The following is a 17055-nucleotide window of genomic DNA, read 5'->3' as shown; positions in this document are numbered from 1 at the left end:
CGGCCGGACCGGTCCCGTTGACGACTGAGACGACGCCGTTCCCGTCCTCCCAGCCCGCTATCGGACGCGCCTGGAGAAGTCCCACGTCAGTGTTAAAACGCGCGCCTGTGGCACCGCGGCCCGCGCGGCGTCATCGGCGGTGGCACCGCGTACGACGGCGCGGCGACCGCGCTCAGTGAAAGCATCAGTGCCAGTACCACGGTGCGAGCTGAACGACCCAAAAGGTGGCTAATCGGGCGCCGGGAAGCGGTGCTCGTTCCGGTCGATCTTGGCGTTGGCGGCTTCGATGAGGTCGACGCCGAGACTGTTCGCCAGCTGAAGGAGATACAGCGTGACGTCGGCGATCTCGTCGACGACGTTGTGTGCCAGCTCGGGGTCGGATCGCCACTTCTCCGACTCCTCCGGGGTGAGCCATTGGAACAGCGAGGTCAGCTCACCGACCTCGCCGGACAGCGCCATGACCAGATTCTTCGGGGTGTGGAACGGTTCCCAGGCCTGTGCCGCGGCGAAGTCGCGGAGGCGCTGGTTGAGATCGTCGAGTGTCACGTGCCGTGCCTACCAGATCGTCACGGTGCGCTAACGGCCGTATGGCGGACGAGCGTTGACGTGCAATTTGCGAAGTGCCTAGCGTCGCTGGACGTCGGGAGACCGATCCGGAAGGAAAGCCTTGACGTACCAGCGAAGCCTTCGCGCTCGCATGCTCTCCATCGCGTTCGTGCCGAGCGCGGCACTGGTGCTCGTCGCGTTGTTCATCGGCGGGTTCCTCGTCCACCAGGCCATCCAGCTCCGCGACGACGCCGAGGCCGGCGCGGTCACCATGGCCGAGGCGAGCCGGGGCATGGCGGTGCTGCGGCGAGACCGGGCTGCCGCGTTGAAGGCGCCGGGCAGCCGTTCCGCCACCTACACCGCGTACGCCGACCGCATCGACACCTCGCTTTCCGCCTTGCGTGAGATCGCGCGTGCCGCACCCGACGCCGAGGTCGGCTACCAGCAGACGATCGCGGTCGAACTGCTCACCGTTGTCGAAGGGATGGACCGCAGTGATGCCCTCGCGGTCGCCGGGATCGACGACGAAGGGCGGCGCGACTACGCGGCGGCCGTCGGCGCTTACCACTCCAGGCTCGACGCCGTCGCCGGAAAACTGACGGAAAGTAGTCGCCAGCTCTACCGCGACCTCGTCGGAAGTGCGGACTGGGGCCGGTTCGGCGCGGTCGAAACCGCGTTGAGCGCGGCCAACCCGCCCCCGGTCACCCAGGACGCGTGGCGCGTCGCGGCCGGCGTCGTCAGCCGATCCCTCGGCGACCTCGCCACCCGGCAGATCTCGTACTCGGCCCAGCTCGCGATCGACGGCGGCCGCCGCGTGCTGAGTGGCGCTCTGGCGGCCGCGACGGCGATCTCCCTGCTCGCACTGGTGGTGATGGCGGTCGCCATGCTGCTCGCGCGGCGTCTCCCGATCCCGGTCATCCGCCGCCCGGTGCGCCTCGAAACCTTGCCGCGACCGATCCGCCGGGTGCCTTCGAGCTGGTCACACCTGGTGAACGACTACGCCGGAAAGAGCACGCTGTTGGCCCACACGCGTCACCGAACCGGTCGGGCAGACTTGTCCGGGTGAGTTCCACGACGGATCTGCGCCCCTACCTGCGCACCTTGGACGCGGAGACGCTGGCGGACCTGCTGCACGCCCACGCCGAGCGTGACCCTGTGTTACGACAAATCCTGGAGAGCCGCTTCGTCACCCAGGGGAGTGACCTCGCCGAGGCGCATCGTCTGCTCGACACCGCCGTCATGGCGGGCAACGTCGAATACGCCGCGAAGGTCGGTTCCGTCCTCGACACGCTTCAGCGGCTTCTCGACGCCGGCAGCCGGGCCGATCTGGCCCCGCTCGCCCGCCGGACGGTGGACGACATCAGCGAGATGCTGGAGCAGCTCGACGACGCTTCGGGTGAGATCGCGGACAGGCTGGATCGAGCCGCCGAGCTGTACGCGCGTGCCTGCGTCGCGCGCCCGCCGGATCCGGAAAGCCTCGCCGACTGGATCCTCGAAGTCGAGTTCGACGGGCCGGGCCGGCCGGTCATCGACCTCGCCGACTTCGCCTCCGCCTTGGGGGAGAAGGGAATCGCGCGGATCAAGTCCACTGTGGACGAAGTGCTGGCGCGGCAGCCCGCCGGGTCGAAGCGCGAGACCGCCGAGCGCTTGCGCGAGGAGCTGGCGGAGGTGTCCGGCGATGTCGACGCGCTCGTCGCGATCCTCGCCGCCAAGCCGCCGCGGGTCGACGTCAGCCTCAAGATCGTGCGTGTGCTGCGTGCGGCGGGACGGCACAGCGAGGCCATCGCGCATGCGGCGCGGGCACTCACGCATGACAAGAAGGAGGAGGCGCCTCCCGTCGTGGAGGAGCCGATTCCCTTGTCGCGCAAGGAATTCGACGAGAACCCCGGTTGCGTGACCTACCTCGCGCTGCGTGAGGAGTCGCTGGACACCGGCCGCTGGGTCGCCCAGCGCAAGACCGCGCTGGCCCGCCTGCGTGAACTCGCCGCCGGGAGCACGGACGCCGCCGACGAACTCGTCCGCGCGCTGCTCGGTGAGGATCGCGCCGACGAGGCATGGCGGGCGGCCGTCCGTTTCGAGGCCTCTTTGGCGACGCGTGTCGAACTCGCCGAGTCGCGTTCCATAGCCCATCCGGCCGAGACAATTCCCATCTATCGGGAGCATGTCGAAGAATTGATCACGCGGAAAGATCCGAACTCCTATCGCGAGGCGGCCCGTCAGCTGCGCAAACTGCGCGCGGTGCACAAAAAGGCCGGTACGACTGAAGAATTCAGCGCATACCTCGGCACGGTGGTGGAAATACACAAACGGAAGACGCGGCTGATCGCCGAGGTCAAGGCCGCGAGAATCGCGATTCCGAAACCGGTGAAGGCGTAACCGCGGCCGTCGCCGGTCGTTAAGGGAAGTGAACCGAGGAAACCCGGCGACGCGATCTGGTCGCGGTGGTCCTGAACCGGTGTCCGCCGCGTCCTCCCCGCGATCGGGACCCCGTGTTGCGCGCCCAGGACCACCGCGACGAGCCGGTTCCGGATCGCGTGAAAACATGTCGCCATGAGTCCGGTGAGCCGTGCCCGCAAGAAGACAGCCCAGCCCTCCACCCCGAGTGTGACGGGCCTCTTCAAGGACGTCCTCCGGGACTTCTCGACCCTTGGTGCCGAACCCGAGGTGCTCGACGTCGAACTGCTGACCTCCGAGGTGCTCGGCCAGTGGTGGGAGATCGAGGTCGAAGCGGACGAAACGCCGCTGGGCCTGGAGCTCATCGCGTTCGCCGAGCGGAAGATCACGCCTGCCGCGGCCGCGTTGCTCGCCGGGTTGCGAGTGTTCGCCGAGACCGACGAAGAGCGCGAAGCGGCCGCCGCGGCGCTGAACACCGTGCTGGGCCGGGGCATCCCGGAGCCGGACTGGGTGGCGGAGCTGGCCGAGGTGACCGTCGGGGACTGCTGGCGGACCGGTGACGTCTTCGGCGACGAGTCCTCCCTGCTCTGTGTCTTCTCCCGCGGCGAGGCCGAGCACGGCCTGCTCGCGCTGGTCGACTTCACCGAAGGCGGCCGGATCCGCGACGTCGTCGTGGTGGACAAGCCGCACGACGTGCTGGCCGAGATGCGGCAGCAGGCCGCCGACGACCCAGAGCTGGTCACGCTGGAGCGGGTGCTGCCCGAACGTGCGCACCAGCTGCTCGCGGACGGGCTGGCCGCGACGGACGAGGTCGAAGAGCCCGACGTCAGCGAGGACTACGCGAGGTTCCACGCGCTCGCGATCGCGTGGATCCGGGCACTGCCGGCCGCCGAGCCTTCGCCCGAGGTCACCGAATGGCCCGAGCAGGTCCGCGAAGAGGTCGTCGCCGACTTCGTCGGGTCCGGGCTCGTGGAGGACACCGAAGCGACGCGGTTCTACGCGCGCCTTCTCGTCGACTACGGCTGCGAGACCGAGCCGGGCAGCCCGCTGCGGGTCGGCCCCGAGAAGCTCGCCAGGTTCCTCGAGTCCCTGCTCGACGGCGAATTCGAGATTGAGGAGGCGTACGAAGGCGCCTTGGAGCCCGCGCTGCTCGGCTGGGTCACCTGGGCCGCCGACCGTGCCGGGCTGCCGGAAGCCGCCCGCGTGGCGCTGCTGGAGAGCGCGACGGAGTTCCTGGAGGAGTTCGCGCAGGAAGAGGACTCCACGCTCGACGTCTACTTCGACGGCTCGGAAGGCATCGAGGACCCGGCCGAACTCGCGGAGGCCCTCGAACGCCGGATGTTCGCCGTGCCCACCGTCTATACGGAGATCGGCGACGAGGAGCTGGAACTCGAACCCGCCGACCCCGAGCAGCGCCGCCTGCTGGTGATCGGCGAGCACCCCGAGTACCACGAGGCGCTGGCCGAGGACACCTTCGACGGTGAGCCGAGGATGCGGCTCGCGCTCAAGACGACGATCGTCGACCAGCTCTGGCTCGACGAGCCAGCCGAGGTCTGGCAGGCCGTGCGGCGGCTGAGTGACGCCGGGCAGGACCGCGACGAGATCTTCGACCGGCTCATCGACTCGCTGTCCGGACAGCTGAGTGAAGCAGGCGAGCACGAGATGGACTACGACATCGACGACTACCGGAAGGCCCTCGGCGAACTGGCCTGATCAGCACTTTTCCACCGATCCACCCCTGCCCACCCCTTGCCATCCCCCAAGCTTCCATCTAGTCTGTCTAGATGGAAGCAGCAACCTGGCAAGTGCAGGATGCCAAGCAGCGGCTGAGTGAGCTGTTGCGCCGGGCCGCGGCCGAGGGGCCGCAGTTCGTCACCAAACATGGGGAGGAGGTGGCCGTGGTGCTCGACATCGTGGACTACCGCAGGCTGACCGGAAGCGGTGAAGCCGTCGACTTCAAGATCTTGCTCTCCGGCGAGCATCACCACGCCGAGCAGGGTGAGGCGCTGGCCGACGTCCTGGAGGAGATCGCCGCCGAACGCGCGGACGACCTGCCGAGAGAGGTCTCGGAGGTGACCGGGTGAGTTTTCTGCTGGACACGAACATCGTGTCCGAGGCCCGGCGCCGCACGCAGAACCCGGGTTTCGCCAGGTGGTGGAGCGGAGTGTCGTCGAGCAGGCTCTATTTGAGCGTGCTGACCGTTGGGGAGATCGAGCGAGGGATACACAAGCTCAGGCAGCGGGGAGAGCGTGATCGCGATCGGGCGGACGTCCTCGCCGACTGGCTGGCCGGGCTGACCGCGCAGTTCTCGGATCGGATCCTTCCGGTGACCGCCGCCATCGCGGCCGAATGGGGCAGGCAGGAGGCGCCGCGGAAGGTGCCGTCCATCGACGGCTTGATCGCCGCGACCGCCCGGATCCACGATCTGACCCTGGTCACCCGGAACCTCGCCGACATGGCCGGGCTGGGCGCGCAGGTGCACAACCCGTTCGACTAAGTGGTCGGTTTCAAAACCCACGAAGGTCTTCCGAAACCAACCACTAAACGAGTGATCAAGACGGTGAAGGGTGGATCGCGGCGGGCCGCTCAGCCCAGCGGTGCCGCGGAGGTGCCCTTGCTCTCCGTGATTTCCGGCTTCTTCCGGCGACGGTCGCCACGGGCGTCGTCGAAGTCGACGAAGAAGGTTCCCACGGCCATGGCCACCAGGAGCGCGAGTCCGAGAATCGAGCCGACCCAGGTCAGGATGATCGAGAACATCGTGAGCCTCCTCCCTGCTCAAGGTCCCATTCGAAACCGCTTGGGCCTCTGACACAAGGGTCGCCTCGGGGGGCTGTAGCCGGTATCGGCCAACCGGTTACACGTACTGAGCGTCGATCGGCCGATCGGCCGAGGGAACCCGGTCGCCGGTCGCGTACCGCGACCGGCAGGCACGAACGCCTCGCCGGTGGTGCGAAGGCTGGTGCTTGTGAGGGAACGGCCGGAATTCGCCCGGGTGATCGGCTTCCGGCGAAGTGATCTTGGAAGTCACCGTGAACGCTCGCCGTGAGTAGGAATTCCGTGCCGGTCCGATCACGCAGCGTGCGAGTTCAGAGTTTGCGCAGCCGGACCCGGTTGATGGTGTGGTCGGCGTCCTTGCGGAGGACGAGGGTCGCCCGCGGCCGTGTCGGCTTGATGTTCTCCATCAGGTTCGGCTCGTTGATCGTGCGCCACAGATGGCGTGCCTCGGCCCGAGCCTCGTCGTCCGGGAGGCCGGCGAAGTGGTGGAAGTGTGACGCAGGGTCCGCGAAGGCGGTGTGCCGCAGTTTGAGGAAGCGCTCGACGTACCAGCGCTCGATGTCGGTCGTCGGCGCGTCCACGTAGATCGAGAAGTCGAAGAGGTCGGAGACGGTGAGCCGAGGGCCGGGCTGAAGGACGTTCAGCCCTTCGAGGATCAGGATGTCGGGTTGCTGAACGACCTGTTCCTCACCGGGAAGGATGTCGTAGGCGAGGTGCGAGTACACCGGCGCGCTGACCCGCTCTGCCCCGGATTTCACGTCCGTGACGAACCGCAGCAGGGCACGCCGGTCGTAACTCTCCGGGAAGCCCTTGCGGTGCATGATCCCGCGCCGGACCAGTTCCGCCCGCGGGTGGAGGAAACCGTCGGTGGTCACCAGGTCGACCCTGGGGTGATCCGGCCAGCGGGCGAGCAGGGTGCGCAGGATGCGTGCGGTGGTCGACTTGCCGACGGCGACGCTTCCGGCGATCCCGATGACGTACGGCACCTTGGTGCCCCGGCTGTCCTCGCCGAGGAAGGTGGTGGTGGCTTCGTACAACCGTTGCCTGGCGGCGACCTGGAGATTGATCAACCGGGAAAGCGGAAGGTAGACCTCGGCGACCTCGGCGAGATCGACCTGCTCACCGAGACCGCGCAGCCGCAGCAGTTCCGCGGCCGTCAGCGGCAGGGGGGTCGACCTGCGCAGCTCACGCCATTGGTCGCGGTGAAGCTCCACGTAAGGGCTGAGCTCACGGACCCGCGGCATCGCACACTCCTCGCCCGTCGCCTGCGCTGGCGCCGTACAAAAACCGTGTTGACGAGTTCTCGGCGCGGAAGCGTGCCTCGAACCAGGTGAAGCTCGCTTCAACGGTAGGGCTTAGCGCTCGAGAGTGCGCTGCGATGTGATGTACCCCGCTTCGGGGCGTTACCGTCCGTGACGGGTGCGGTGGGAGGGGAAGACCTCGTCCCAGGCCGCGGCGACCTGTCGTGCGCAGGTGGCGGGGGCGACCCCGCCGACGCCGGTGCCGAGTCCCGGCATCGCGATCGTCTGCACCAGGTCGCGGACCCGGCCCTGGTCGAGCCTGCCGTCGCGCCACTGCCGGAACACGGCGCGGGCGGCCAGGTACGGATGCACGGTGTCGCGGGGGAGACGTTCGCCGGGCTCCCGCATCGTCGGGGCGCTGATCAGCCAGGCGGGTTCGGCCTCGCCGGTCGGCACGATCACCGATTCACCGATCGGGAGTTCCCCGCCGTGATAGGCGAGCACGGCGCTGCGCACGTTCTGCTCGACGTCGGGATAGGCGCGGGCGTAGACCGCGTCGATACCGCCGCGCATCCAGCCGTAGGAGTTGGCCGGGCTGACGACGGCCTGGGCGACGATGTCGAGCACCGACCCGCGGTGCACGAAGATCCGTCCGTCCACAGTGTCCGCGACGGCGGTCCAGGCTTCGGCGAGCAGGTCATCGACGGCGCACAGCACCAGCTCCGGAGTGGGATGGTCCGGCAAGGGAACGGAAGAGGAGCCGACATCCTCGTGGCCGGTGTGCGTGCCCGGTTCGGCGGTCACGCCCTTAAGCATGACAAAAAAAGCCACCTGGCGTAACCGGTTTGCGTACCGGCTGTCCGAGTGAAAGTCGCCACCCCCGGCGTGCGTAATCTGGCGGGGTGTCAAGGATCGCGTACTTCGGCCCACAGGGAACCTTCACCGAACAGGCCGCGCGCCGGCTCGCCCCCGGTGAGGAGCTGATCCCCGCGGAGACCATCCCGGCCGCCTTGGCAGCGGTCCGCTCGGGTGCGGCCGACGCGGCCTGCGTCCCGATCGAGAACTCCGTGGAGGGCGCGGTCACCGCCACCCTCGACAGCCTGAGCGACGCCGAGCCGCTCGTCGCGGTGGCGGAGGTGCTGCTGCCGGTCCACTTCAGCGTGCTGACCCGGCCGGGTACGACCAAGATCCACACGGTGGCGAGCCATCCGCACGCACTGGCGCAGGTCCGCCACTGGGTGGAGGCGAATCTGCCCGGCGCCCGTCCGGTCGCGACGTCGTCCACCGCCGCCGCCGCGGTCGCCGTCGACGCCGGCGAGTTCGACGCCGCCGTCACCGCCCCGGTCGCCGTCGAGCACTATCCGCTGGAGGTGCTGGCCACCGAGGTCGCCGACGTCCGCGACGCCAAAACCCGGTTCTTGCTGGTCCGTGCCCCCGGCGAGCTGCCGGAACCGACCGGCTCCGACCGCACGTCGATCGTCGCGGCCGCCAAGAACCGCACCGGCGCACTGGCCGAACTGCTCACCGAACTGGCCGTCCGCGGGATCAACCTGACCAAGCTGGACGCCCGGCCGACCAGGAACAACTTCGGCGAGTACCGGTTCTTCATCGACTTCGAGGGGCATGTGACCGAGCCAAGGATCGGCGACGTGCTGGCCGCGTTGCGCCGCCGCTGCCGCAACGTGCGGTTTCTCGGTTCGCATCCGCGTGCGGACGGTGGCACGACCGTGCTCGAACCGGGTGCCGCCAACGAGGACTTCACCGACGCGATCGCCTGGGTCGAGTCGGTCCGGAAGGGAGCACAGGCGTGAAACTCCTCCTTGTCCGCCACGGCCAGACCGAGGGCAACGTGCGGGGCGCGCTCGACACCGCGCTGCCCGGCCCGCCGCTCACCGAACTGGGCCGCGAACAAGCACAGGACCTCGCGACGCGGCTCGACGGCGAGCCGATCGTCGCGGTCTACGCCTCACAGGCCATCCGTGCCCAGCAGACCGCCGCGCCGCTCGCCGCCAAGCTCGGCCTCGACGTCCAGATCGTCGACGGGGTGCACGAGGTCGCCGCCGGCGAGCTCGAAGGCAAGACCGACAAGGACTCGATCACCACCTACATGAGCGTCGTGGGCCGGTGGACACTCGGCGAACTCGACCCGCCGATCCCCGGTGGCGAGACCGGCGAACAGGTCCGCGGCCGGATGCTGGACGCCGTCGCCCGCCTGCGTGCCAAGCACGAGCAGGCCGACCCGGACGCCACAATCGTCCTCGTCAGCCATGGCGGTGCGATCCGGCTCGGCGGCGAATGGCTCGCCGGGAACGTCGACGCTGAAGTAGCCAATCAGGGCCTCATCCCGAATACCGGCATCGTCGAACTAACCGCGACCGACGACGGCTGGACCTGCCTCACCTGGGCAGGAGCCCCCGTAACCTCCTGAGCCGCACGTTTGCCTCCGCGCCCTCCGGGGAATGCTCCCCACGAGATCAATTAACACCTTGTGGGGAATTCACCGGGGAAGCGCAACCCCGACGGCGGACAGCACGTCTACTGATCGGTGGGTCACCCGGCTACAGGAGGCGAATGGCCATGGTTCGTTCGAAGATGATCTCCATCGGCGGTCTCATCGCGGGGACCGCCGGGCTCCTGCTGCTCAGCGCGTGCGGTTCGGAAAGCACGCCGGTCGCGCAGAGTTCGTCCGCGTCGCCGCCCAGTTCGGCGCCGGAGACCTCGCCCGCGCCCAGTGCGAGTCCGTCGAGCCCGGCACCGGTGTCGCAGCCCGCGCAGGTCCCCGCCCCGCCACCGAAGGCCGACGGGCTCTGCAAGGCGGGCGACGTGAAAATCTCCGTCGCCAACGGTGACGCGGCCGCCGGGACGGTGTACCGGAAGCTCGTCATCACCAACTCCAGCGGGCACGCCTGCACCATCCAGGGTTTCCCCGGGGTGTCCTACGTGACCGGCGCGGACGGCCATCAGGTCGGTGAGGCCGCGTTCCGCGACGGCGCCAAGGGTGGCCCGATCCAGCTGGGCAACGGCGAGAGCGCGTCCACCGATGTCGGCTTCGTGAACGTCCGCAACTACGACGAGGCGGCCTGCAAGCCCACCGAAACCCGAGGGCTGCGGGTGTACCTGCCGCAGGAGACGGCGTCGAACTACGTCGCACTGCAGGGGCTCGGCTGCGCGGGGAAGATCCCCGGCAACCAGCTGACCGTCAAGACGGTCCACAAGGGCTAGAGCTGGGTGCAGAGCTGTTCGGCCCGCGCCAGATGCCGCTGACCGGCGATCTCGTTGAAATGCAGGCTGAACACCATCCGGCTCACGCCGTCGATGTGCTCGGCGAGTGGCTTGTAGGTGTCGTTGGCGGCGGCCGCCGCGGCGGAGAGTTCGCGTGCGGCCGTCATCCGGTGCAGGACCTCGGGTGCCAGCAGCGGCACGGTCTGTTCGCCGGGAGCCGAGTCGGTGGTGTCCGGGATCGTGCCGACCCTGGCGAGTGCGTGACAGGCGTCCTGCGCGTCTTCGAGCGCACCCGCGTTGACCCCCGAGAGCGCCCACAGCATGCCGATGACACCGGCGCCGATCACGAACCCGGCGAGGGCGGTGACCACTTGCGGACGTCGTGACGGCAGGGCCGGTTGTCTGTCGGAGTCCGGTTCGGACTTCGACCCCGACTGCGATTCCGACTGCGCTGTCTGCATCGCGGACCTCCCAGGGTGATGTGCTATTTCAGCACCAAAGACCCCGGTTTTCACTGGTCTTGGTGCAGTACCCGCGACGCCGTGGCCGATTCGTCATCGAGCGCGCCTGGCCGTAACGAGACGAACGCGAAAGCGGCTACACCGAACAGCAGGAGCCCGGACGCCAGGAACGTCCGGGCGGGGGAGCCGAGCGCGTGGGTGAGGACCCCGCCGAGCAGGGCCCCGACCGGGATCGCGCCCCAGACGACGGTGCGCCAGACACCGAGCACCCTGCCGAGCAGCTCACCCGGCACGAGGGTGTGCCGCGCCGTCCCCAGGACGATGTTCACCGCGACGACGGCCGCCGCGAACAAACCGAACAGGCCCGCGCCAGCCACCGGCGAACTCGTCAGGCCCATACCGGCGAACGCGGCACCGCAGCAGCCGGTTCCGGTGATGAGCACCGCGCGGCGACTGGACGCCTTCACCAGACGCGGGGCGACGGCCGCACCCAGCAGACCGCCAACACCGCCGACCAGCGCGAAGAGCCCGAAGGTCGCCTCGGACAGTTTCAGGTACTCGATCGCGTACAGCACCAACTGCGCCTGCGCGAGCTCGCTGACCAGGCTGATCAACCCTGCGACGACGACAAGGCGCAGCATCAGCCTGTGGTGCTTCAGCCAGCGGAGGCCCTCCGCCAGTTCCGCGCGAAGGTCGGCGGGCGCGCCCTGCTCTGTGGAGCGCGGCCGATAGCTGCCCGCGAGCCCGATCAGCACGACCGCCGCGATCGCGAAGCCCACGGAGTTGAGCAGGAACGGGAACGTAGCGAAGAGGGCGAAGGTGGCGCTGCCGATCGGTCCGCCGAGGAAGGTCTGCCCGACGATCTCGCAGGCCTGGAGCTTGCTGTTCGCGCTGTCGAGCGAACCCTTGCCGACGACCGCCGGGATGAGCACGTTGGCGGCGCTGTCGGCGACCGTCTCCGCGGTGCCGATGAGCAGGGCGGCGACGTAGACCACCCAGATCGTCACCCCGTCGGCCGCGACCAGGACGGCCATCGCGCCGACGACCACCGCGCGGGCGGCGTTCGCGACAATCATCGCGCGGCGCCGGTCGATCCGGTCCAGCAGCGCGCCCGCCGGGAGCGCGAACAGCAGCCACGGCAGGAACTGGGTCGCCGACAGCCCGGCGATGAGCAGCGGATCGCGGGTCAGGGTCACCGCGAGCAGGGGGAACGCGACCTTGCCGATCCCGTCGCCGAGATTCGACGCCGCACTGGAGGTGAGCAGCCAGCGCAGCCGCCGGTTACCTGTCCCCCGCATCGTGGCTCCGGCCATAACGCCTCCCCAGGCATTCGCCGGCGACAGCCGACGACAGCGTGTCGAAAAGTTTAGCGGGGCTGTCGCCCAAAGTGGCGGGGTTGTTACACCCGGTTAAGAATCCGGAAAACCCTTGGTGCCCGACGCACAAAAATCACCGACCATACCGCCGGTGGCACGGAATCCGCCGGAAGGGAGCAAGGGACCTGTGCTATCACTTTGTGCGGCGGCTCAGCCCCAGCCGAGCTCGTGCAGGCGCGCGTCGTCGATGCCGAAGTGGTGGCCGATCTCGTGGACCACCGTGATCAGCACCTCCTCGACGACGTCTTCCTCGGTGTCGCACATCCGCAGCAACGGCTGCCGGTAGATCGAGATCCGGTCCGGCAGCACCCCGCCGTATTCGTGGGTCCGTTCGGTCAGCGCGACGCCGTGATAGAGCCCGAGGATCGTGGGTGACTCCTCGTTGAACTCCTCTACGAGTACCACGACGTTGTCCATGGCGGTCGCGAATTCGCCGGGCAGCTCGTCCAGGGCTTCCGACACCAGTTCTTCGAAGCGCTGCCGGGTCATCTCGACGGGCACGGGCTCAGCCGCCCGTCTTCGGAGCGGACGAAGAAGACGGCGGCGGGTTCGCCGGGCCGCCGTCCGGCTGGGCCTCGCCGTTGCCGACCTTGATGCTCCCGGTGACCGGCGCGAGCCCCTTGCCGTCCGGCAGGGTCGCCGCGACCTTGCAGTTCACCAGCGTCGACCCGGCGTCCCAGCTTTCCTGCTCGCGGACGTCCCAGCCGAGGATGATCTTCTTCGCCGCCAGGTCCGCGTTGCCGGTGTAGTCCTGCGCCGCCGTCGAACACGCGGTGTCCAGCCAGGTGTTCTGCTGTTCCTGCGACGGGTAGGCGTCCTTGAACTTCGTCTTGAGGTCCAGGGTCGCGATGATCTCGTACGAATGCGGCTGGGCGCAGTCGAGCGGGTCGCCGTAGCTGGCCTTGAGCAGCGCGAGGCAGGTGCCCGGCTCCCACACCGCCGACTGGTTCTGGTCCTTCGCCGGGCCGGTGGTCGGCTGCAGTTTGCCGCCGGGGCCCGCCCACTGCAGGCCGCACCGCAGCTGCCGGTCGCCGTCCTCCCACTGCGCGGGAGTCGGCCGGAGCAGGTTCATGCTCAGCTTGCCGTAGGGGTCCAGCGCGTGGCCGAGGTACGGCTTGACGTCCACGGTGCAGCGCGACCGGGAGATCTCCTGCCACTGGTCGAGGTTCGGGCTCGGCACGCGTGGCGGGTACTGCGCGCCGATGTCGACGATGCTGGTGACCTCGAACAGATGGGACTCCGCGCACGCGACCCGCCGCGCGTCGGTGGCGTCCGGGTTGCTCCAGGCCAGGCAGGTGCCCGGGGGAGACTGGAACGCTTCGGCCGCGGCGGCCGACAGCTTGGGGGCGCCGCCGCCCGCGCCGCCCTCCGGGCCCACGTTCCAGGAGAACGCGACACTCAGCGAAAGCGCGAGGATCGCCCCCACGAACACACCGGCCATGACGAGCCGGGTGCGCAGGGTGCTCAGCGCGTTTCGCGGATCACGGAACCGCTCGGCCTGTTGAGACATCCACTCCATGATGCCCGCGCCGCACGTAAGGTGCGCGTACCGGGTGGTTAGTGTTGGACACGGGTTCGGGCCGGCGGGCGATTACGGAGCTTCGATGACGCAGGATGACAATCAGGGGGCACAGCCGCCCCAGGAGCCGCCCAAGCGCGGTTCCATGCGCTTTCAGGACGGCAGCACGCAGGCGCGGCAGCCGTCGTTGGCCGAGCAGCGGGCAAGGCAGCAGGCCTTGGCGGAGCAGGAGCGCCAAGAGGTGCTCGACGCCGAAGCCACCCGCGCCGCCGACAAGAAGTCGTCGACCAAGAGGAAAATCCTGATCGGCACCGGGGTGACCGTCGGCCTGGTCGGTTTGGTCGCGACGTTCTACACCGTCGCGAAGCCGGAAGAGGTCACGGCGGTCTGCGCCACCAAGGACACGGAGATCGTCCAGGACGACCAGAACTGCGACGAGAACTACGTCCGTTCGCACGGCGGGTACTCGTCGGGCGGGTTCTTCTTCATGCCGATCGGGGTTGGCGGTGGCTACAACAGCTACCGCTACAACTACGGCGGCTCAGGCGCGATCGGGCAGCGGGTGTCCGGCGGTTCGTACACCGCGCCGTCGGGAGCGAACGTCAGCACCAAATCGGGCAAGTCCGTCCAGCGCGGCGGGTTCGGCATCAGCGGCAAGAGCGGTACCTCCGGCGGTACCGGCAAGAGCGGGGGCTCGTAGTTGTATCGGGATTCCAAGCCGCCCCGGCGGGACTGGCAGAACATCGTCGAAGAGCAGGGCCTGGTCTTCGGCACCCCCGCCCGTGACGGTGCCGGCAAGTCCCGGCCGTACTGGGACGAGTCGGTTCACTATGTCTTCGACATGGACGAGATCCTGTCCGTCGAGGCGGACGTGGAACTACTGCACTCGATGTGCCTCGAAGCCGTCGACAACGTGGTGACCACCGAGCAGTACCACCGGTTCGGCATCCCCGAGTGGGTGTGGCCGCATATCGCCGAGTCGTGGAAGCGGCAGGATCCGCACGTCTACGGCCGGTTCGACCTGCGCTACGACGGCAAGAGCCCGGCGAAGCTGCTCGAGTACAACGCCGACACGCCGACCTCGCTGCTCGAGGCAGCGGTGCTGCAGTGGCACTGGAAGACGGCGGTCTTCCCGGAGGACGACCAGTGGAATTCGATCCACGAGAAGCTGGTCGAGCGCTGGGGCGAACTCGCCGAGAAGCTGCCCTCGAACGAACTGCACTTCACCTGGTCGTCCGCCGATCCGTCCGGTGAGGACCACGTGACGACGGCGTACCTGCAGGAGACCGCGGCTGAGGCCGGGCTCGACACCGTCGGGCTGTCGATCGAGGAAATCGGCTGGGACCCGCTGCTCAAGCGGTTCGTCGACCTCGAAGAGCAGCAGATGGCGACCGTGGTGAAGCTCTACCCGTGGGAATGGGTGGTCGACGAGGAGTTCGGCCGGTTCGCCGTCGAGACCATGCCACGCACGCTGTGGGTCGAGCCGCTGTGGAAGATGATCCTTTCCAACAAGACGCTGCTCGCGGTGCTGTGGGAGAACTACCCGGGACACCCGAACCTGCTGCCCGCCTTCGCCGACGACCCCGGTCTGCTGACCGAGTACGTCCGCAAGCCGAAGCTCGGGCGCGAGGGCGCGAACGTGCAGATCGTCGCCACCGGGTACGAGACGCAGACCGACGGTGTCTACGGCGCCGAAGGCTACGTCTACCAGGCGTTCGACCCGCTGCCGGAGTTCCAGGGTTACCGGCCCGCGCTGGGTGCGTGGATCGTCGGAGACCACGCCGCCGGCCTCGGGATCCGCGAGACCGCGGGTCTCGTTACGGACGACGGTGCGGCGTTCGTCCCGCATCGCATCGTCGAGTCGTGATAGAAGAACCGCACAAATCCTGACATTTTCGACCGGTACCTCTGGAGAGTTCTGTGACCACCACCCTTGCGCTGTCCGACACGTTCGGCTCCGACCTCGTGCGAGGGATCGGCGCGATCCTCCTGTACGGCGTCGTCGGCCTGCTGCTGATGTTCGCCGGGTTCTGGGCCATCGACTGGACCACGCCCGGCAAGCTGTCCCAGCTGGTCAGCCGCGGCCTGCCGAACGCGGTGATCGTGACCGCGTCGGGGCTGCTGTCGATGGCGTTCATCGTCGTCGTGGCGATCGCGAACTCCGCCAGCGACCTGACCGAGGGCCTGATCACCTCGCTGGTCTATGGCCTGCTGGGTATCGTCGTGCAGGTGCTGGCGGTCCGGCTGCTGGAGTGGGCGACCCGCATCGACGTCCGTTCGACCATCGAGAGCGAGAAGTTCGCCCCGGTCAGCGTCGTCGTCGCGGCCGCGCACCTCGCACTCGGCCTGGTCGTGGCCGTCGGCATTTCGTGACTTTCCCGACCTTCTGAAAACGGCAAAGGCGCACGAACCCCACTAACGTGGGAGTCGTGCGCCTTTTAAGGACACCGGACAACCGGTTCTCGGACCTGCCCGATTTCGACTTCGAACCGCGCTACGCGGAACTCGTCGACCTTCACGGCGGCGTGATCAGAGTGGGTTACGTCGAGGCCGGACCGGCCGATGGGCCGCCCGTGCTCCTGCTGCACGGCGAGCCGACCTGGTCGTATCTCTACCGCAAGGTCATCCCGGTGCTCGCCGGCGCCGGACTGCGCGCGATCGCACCCGACCTGGTCGGCTTCGGCCGCTCCGACAAACCCGGCGACATGGTCGACCACACCTACCAGCGGCACGTCGAGTGGATGCGGGCGTTCGCCTTCGACGTCCTCGACCTGACCGACGTCACCCTGGTCGGCCAGGACTGGGGTGGCCTGATCGGCCTCCGGCTGGTCGCCGAGAACCCCGACCGTTTCTCCCGGATCGTCGCGGCCAACACCGGCCTCCCCAGCGGCGACACCGACATGCCCGAAATCTGGCACAAGTTCCGCGAGACCGTCGAGGGCGCCCAGGTCCTCGACGTCGGCCGGTTCGTCCAGTCGGGTTGCCAGACCAAGCTTCCGGCAGCGGTCCGCGCCGCCTACGACGCGCCCTTCCCGAACGAGATGTACAAGGCCGCGCCGCGTGCGATGCCGTCACTCGTGCCGATCACGCCGGAAGACCCGGCCTCGGCGGCCAACCGGGCGGCACTGAAGGTGCTGGCGGAACTGAACAAGCCGTTCCTGGTCTCGTTCTCCGACGGCGACCCGATCACCGCGCCGTGGGGCCTCGAACTGCGGGGCTCGATGCGTGGCGCCCGTGAACTCGAGCATCCGACGATCACCGGCGCCGGGCACTTCCTCCAGGAGGACGCCGGCACCCGCCTCGGCGACGTCATCGCGCGCTTCGTGAACTCCTGAGTCCCGTAGGTGTCATGAAAGACCCTTTCCTGACGTTTTTCGTCAGGAAAGGGTCTTTCATGACACGCCGGGAGAACGTCATGAGGGGTGGCGGCCGGACGAAATTAATGATGAGTGGGGCCCACCTCACAAAAGACAAGAAAAAGCCACACGACCAAACAGTGGCCAGGGAGGGTCCCCCGGTAA

20 protein-coding genes are annotated in these 17055 nt (G+C 68.4%); 12 read left to right on the top strand and 8 right to left on the bottom strand.

The genetic code is table 11. The features are described from left to right. Positions 1 to 228: 228 nt before the first annotated feature. The gene (locus AB0M65_RS00100) at positions 229 to 546 is read right to left on the bottom strand and encodes a nucleotide pyrophosphohydrolase (RefSeq protein ID WP_364018901.1); all 318 of its coding nucleotides are present in this window, start codon (positions 544 to 546) and stop codon (positions 229 to 231) included. Between the two features lie 121 nt (positions 547 to 667). Between AB0M65_RS00100 and AB0M65_RS00095 the strand changes: the two genes are divergently transcribed. The 5 genes from AB0M65_RS00095 to AB0M65_RS00075 all read left to right on the top strand — a co-directional run bounded on the left by AB0M65_RS00095 (position 668) and on the right by AB0M65_RS00075 (position 5437). Then, positions 668 to 1612 carry a nitrate- and nitrite sensing domain-containing protein gene (locus tag AB0M65_RS00095; RefSeq protein ID WP_364018898.1) on the top strand — a complete coding sequence of 315 codons (945 nt, stop codon included), beginning with the start codon at positions 668 to 670 and terminating at the stop codon, positions 1610 to 1612. Next, the gene (locus AB0M65_RS00090; RefSeq protein ID WP_364018895.1) at positions 1609 to 2922 is read left to right on the top strand and encodes a DUF6880 family protein; all 1314 of its coding nucleotides are present in this window, start codon (positions 1609 to 1611) and stop codon (positions 2920 to 2922) included. The genes AB0M65_RS00095 and AB0M65_RS00090 overlap by 4 nt, the downstream gene beginning before the upstream one ends. Before the next feature lie 174 nt (positions 2923 to 3096). Beyond that, positions 3097 to 4653, top strand: coding sequence for a DUF1841 family protein (locus AB0M65_RS00085; RefSeq protein WP_364018892.1), 1557 nt, complete (start codon positions 3097 to 3099; stop codon positions 4651 to 4653). A 71-nt stretch (positions 4654 to 4724) separates the two neighbouring features. Next, positions 4725 to 5024 carry a type II toxin-antitoxin system Phd/YefM family antitoxin gene (locus tag AB0M65_RS00080; protein ID WP_364018889.1) on the top strand — a complete coding sequence of 100 codons (300 nt, stop codon included), beginning with the start codon at positions 4725 to 4727 and terminating at the stop codon, positions 5022 to 5024. Next, positions 5021 to 5437 carry a type II toxin-antitoxin system VapC family toxin gene (locus AB0M65_RS00075; RefSeq protein ID WP_364018886.1) on the top strand — a complete coding sequence of 139 codons (417 nt, stop codon included), beginning with the start codon at positions 5021 to 5023 and terminating at the stop codon, positions 5435 to 5437. The genes AB0M65_RS00080 and AB0M65_RS00075 overlap by 4 nt, the downstream gene beginning before the upstream one ends. An 89-nt stretch (positions 5438 to 5526) precedes the next feature. Here AB0M65_RS00075 and AB0M65_RS00070 read toward each other — a convergent pair whose 3' ends face one another. From AB0M65_RS00070 to AB0M65_RS00060, 3 genes are all read right to left on the bottom strand, one after another. After that, a complete protein-coding gene (locus tag AB0M65_RS00070) occupies positions 5527 to 5697 on the bottom strand; it encodes a hypothetical protein (RefSeq protein WP_364018883.1) in 171 nt (56 codons plus the stop codon). Between the two features lie 329 nt (positions 5698 to 6026). Continuing rightward, positions 6027 to 6959: a type I pantothenate kinase gene (coaA, locus tag AB0M65_RS00065; protein WP_364018880.1), complete on the bottom strand. Its 933-nt coding sequence runs from the start codon at positions 6957 to 6959 to the stop codon at positions 6027 to 6029. A 159-nt stretch (positions 6960 to 7118) separates the two neighbouring features. Beyond that, a complete protein-coding gene (locus tag AB0M65_RS00060; RefSeq protein ID WP_364018877.1) occupies positions 7119 to 7760 on the bottom strand; it encodes a macro domain-containing protein in 642 nt (213 codons plus the stop codon). 98 nt (positions 7761 to 7858) lie between these two features. Between AB0M65_RS00060 and pheA the strand changes: the two genes are divergently transcribed. The 3 genes from pheA (at position 7859) to AB0M65_RS00045 (ending at position 10178) form a co-directional block, all read left to right on the top strand. Next, a complete protein-coding gene (gene pheA / locus AB0M65_RS00055) occupies positions 7859 to 8767 on the top strand; it encodes a prephenate dehydratase (protein ID WP_364018874.1) in 909 nt (302 codons plus the stop codon). Further along, complete coding sequence (locus tag AB0M65_RS00050; RefSeq protein WP_364018871.1) at positions 8764 to 9384, top strand: histidine phosphatase family protein; 621 nt, start codon at positions 8764 to 8766, stop codon at positions 9382 to 9384. The genes pheA and AB0M65_RS00050 overlap by 4 nt, the downstream gene beginning before the upstream one ends. Positions 9385 to 9527: 143 nt before the next feature. Continuing rightward, positions 9528 to 10178 carry a DUF4232 domain-containing protein gene (locus AB0M65_RS00045; protein ID WP_364018868.1) on the top strand — a complete coding sequence of 217 codons (651 nt, stop codon included), beginning with the start codon at positions 9528 to 9530 and terminating at the stop codon, positions 10176 to 10178. Here AB0M65_RS00045 and AB0M65_RS00040 read toward each other — a convergent pair. The 4 genes from AB0M65_RS00040 to AB0M65_RS00025 all read right to left on the bottom strand — a co-directional run bounded on the left by AB0M65_RS00040 (position 10175) and on the right by AB0M65_RS00025 (position 13525). Further along, positions 10175 to 10639: a hypothetical protein gene (locus tag AB0M65_RS00040; RefSeq protein ID WP_364018865.1), complete on the bottom strand. Its 465-nt coding sequence runs from the start codon at positions 10637 to 10639 to the stop codon at positions 10175 to 10177. The genes AB0M65_RS00045 and AB0M65_RS00040 overlap by 4 nt on opposite strands. A 50-nt stretch (positions 10640 to 10689) precedes the next feature. Beyond that, entirely contained in the window at positions 10690 to 11952 is a 1263-nt protein-coding gene (locus AB0M65_RS00035; RefSeq protein ID WP_364018862.1) for an MFS transporter, read from the bottom strand. Between the two features lie 213 nt (positions 11953 to 12165). Next, positions 12166 to 12516, bottom strand: a complete 351-nt coding sequence (locus tag AB0M65_RS00030; RefSeq protein WP_364018860.1) for a metallopeptidase family protein — start codon at positions 12514 to 12516, stop codon at positions 12166 to 12168. A gap of 4 nt (positions 12517 to 12520) precedes the next feature. Further along, entirely contained in the window at positions 12521 to 13525 is a 1005-nt protein-coding gene (locus AB0M65_RS00025; RefSeq protein ID WP_364018857.1) for a septum formation family protein, read from the bottom strand. Between the two features lie 94 nt (positions 13526 to 13619). Here AB0M65_RS00025 and AB0M65_RS00020 point away from each other — a divergent pair, with 94 nt between their 5' ends. The 4 genes from AB0M65_RS00020 to AB0M65_RS00005 are packed head-to-tail and all read left to right on the top strand — an operon-like array spanning position 13620 to position 16869. Then, positions 13620 to 14234: a hypothetical protein gene (locus AB0M65_RS00020; RefSeq protein WP_364018854.1), complete on the top strand. Its 615-nt coding sequence runs from the start codon at positions 13620 to 13622 to the stop codon at positions 14232 to 14234. Continuing rightward, positions 14235 to 15401, top strand: a complete 1167-nt coding sequence (locus AB0M65_RS00015; RefSeq protein WP_364018851.1) for a glutathionylspermidine synthase family protein — start codon at positions 14235 to 14237, stop codon at positions 15399 to 15401. It abuts the gene before it with no gap. A gap of 53 nt (positions 15402 to 15454) precedes the next feature. After that, positions 15455 to 15907 carry a DUF350 domain-containing protein gene (locus tag AB0M65_RS00010; protein ID WP_061980368.1) on the top strand — a complete coding sequence of 151 codons (453 nt, stop codon included), beginning with the start codon at positions 15455 to 15457 and terminating at the stop codon, positions 15905 to 15907. 56 nt (positions 15908 to 15963) lie between these two features. Further along, positions 15964 to 16869, top strand: a complete 906-nt coding sequence (locus AB0M65_RS00005; protein ID WP_364018848.1) for a haloalkane dehalogenase — start codon at positions 15964 to 15966, stop codon at positions 16867 to 16869. Positions 16870 to 17055 lie beyond the last annotated feature (186 nt).

This window comes from Amycolatopsis sp. NPDC051071 (assembly GCF_040682875.1).
Taxonomy (GTDB): Bacteria; Actinomycetota; Actinomycetes; order Mycobacteriales; family Pseudonocardiaceae; genus Amycolatopsis.
The sequence above is the reverse complement of the archived record's forward strand: the minus strand, read 5'-3'. Positions and strand labels throughout refer to the sequence as shown.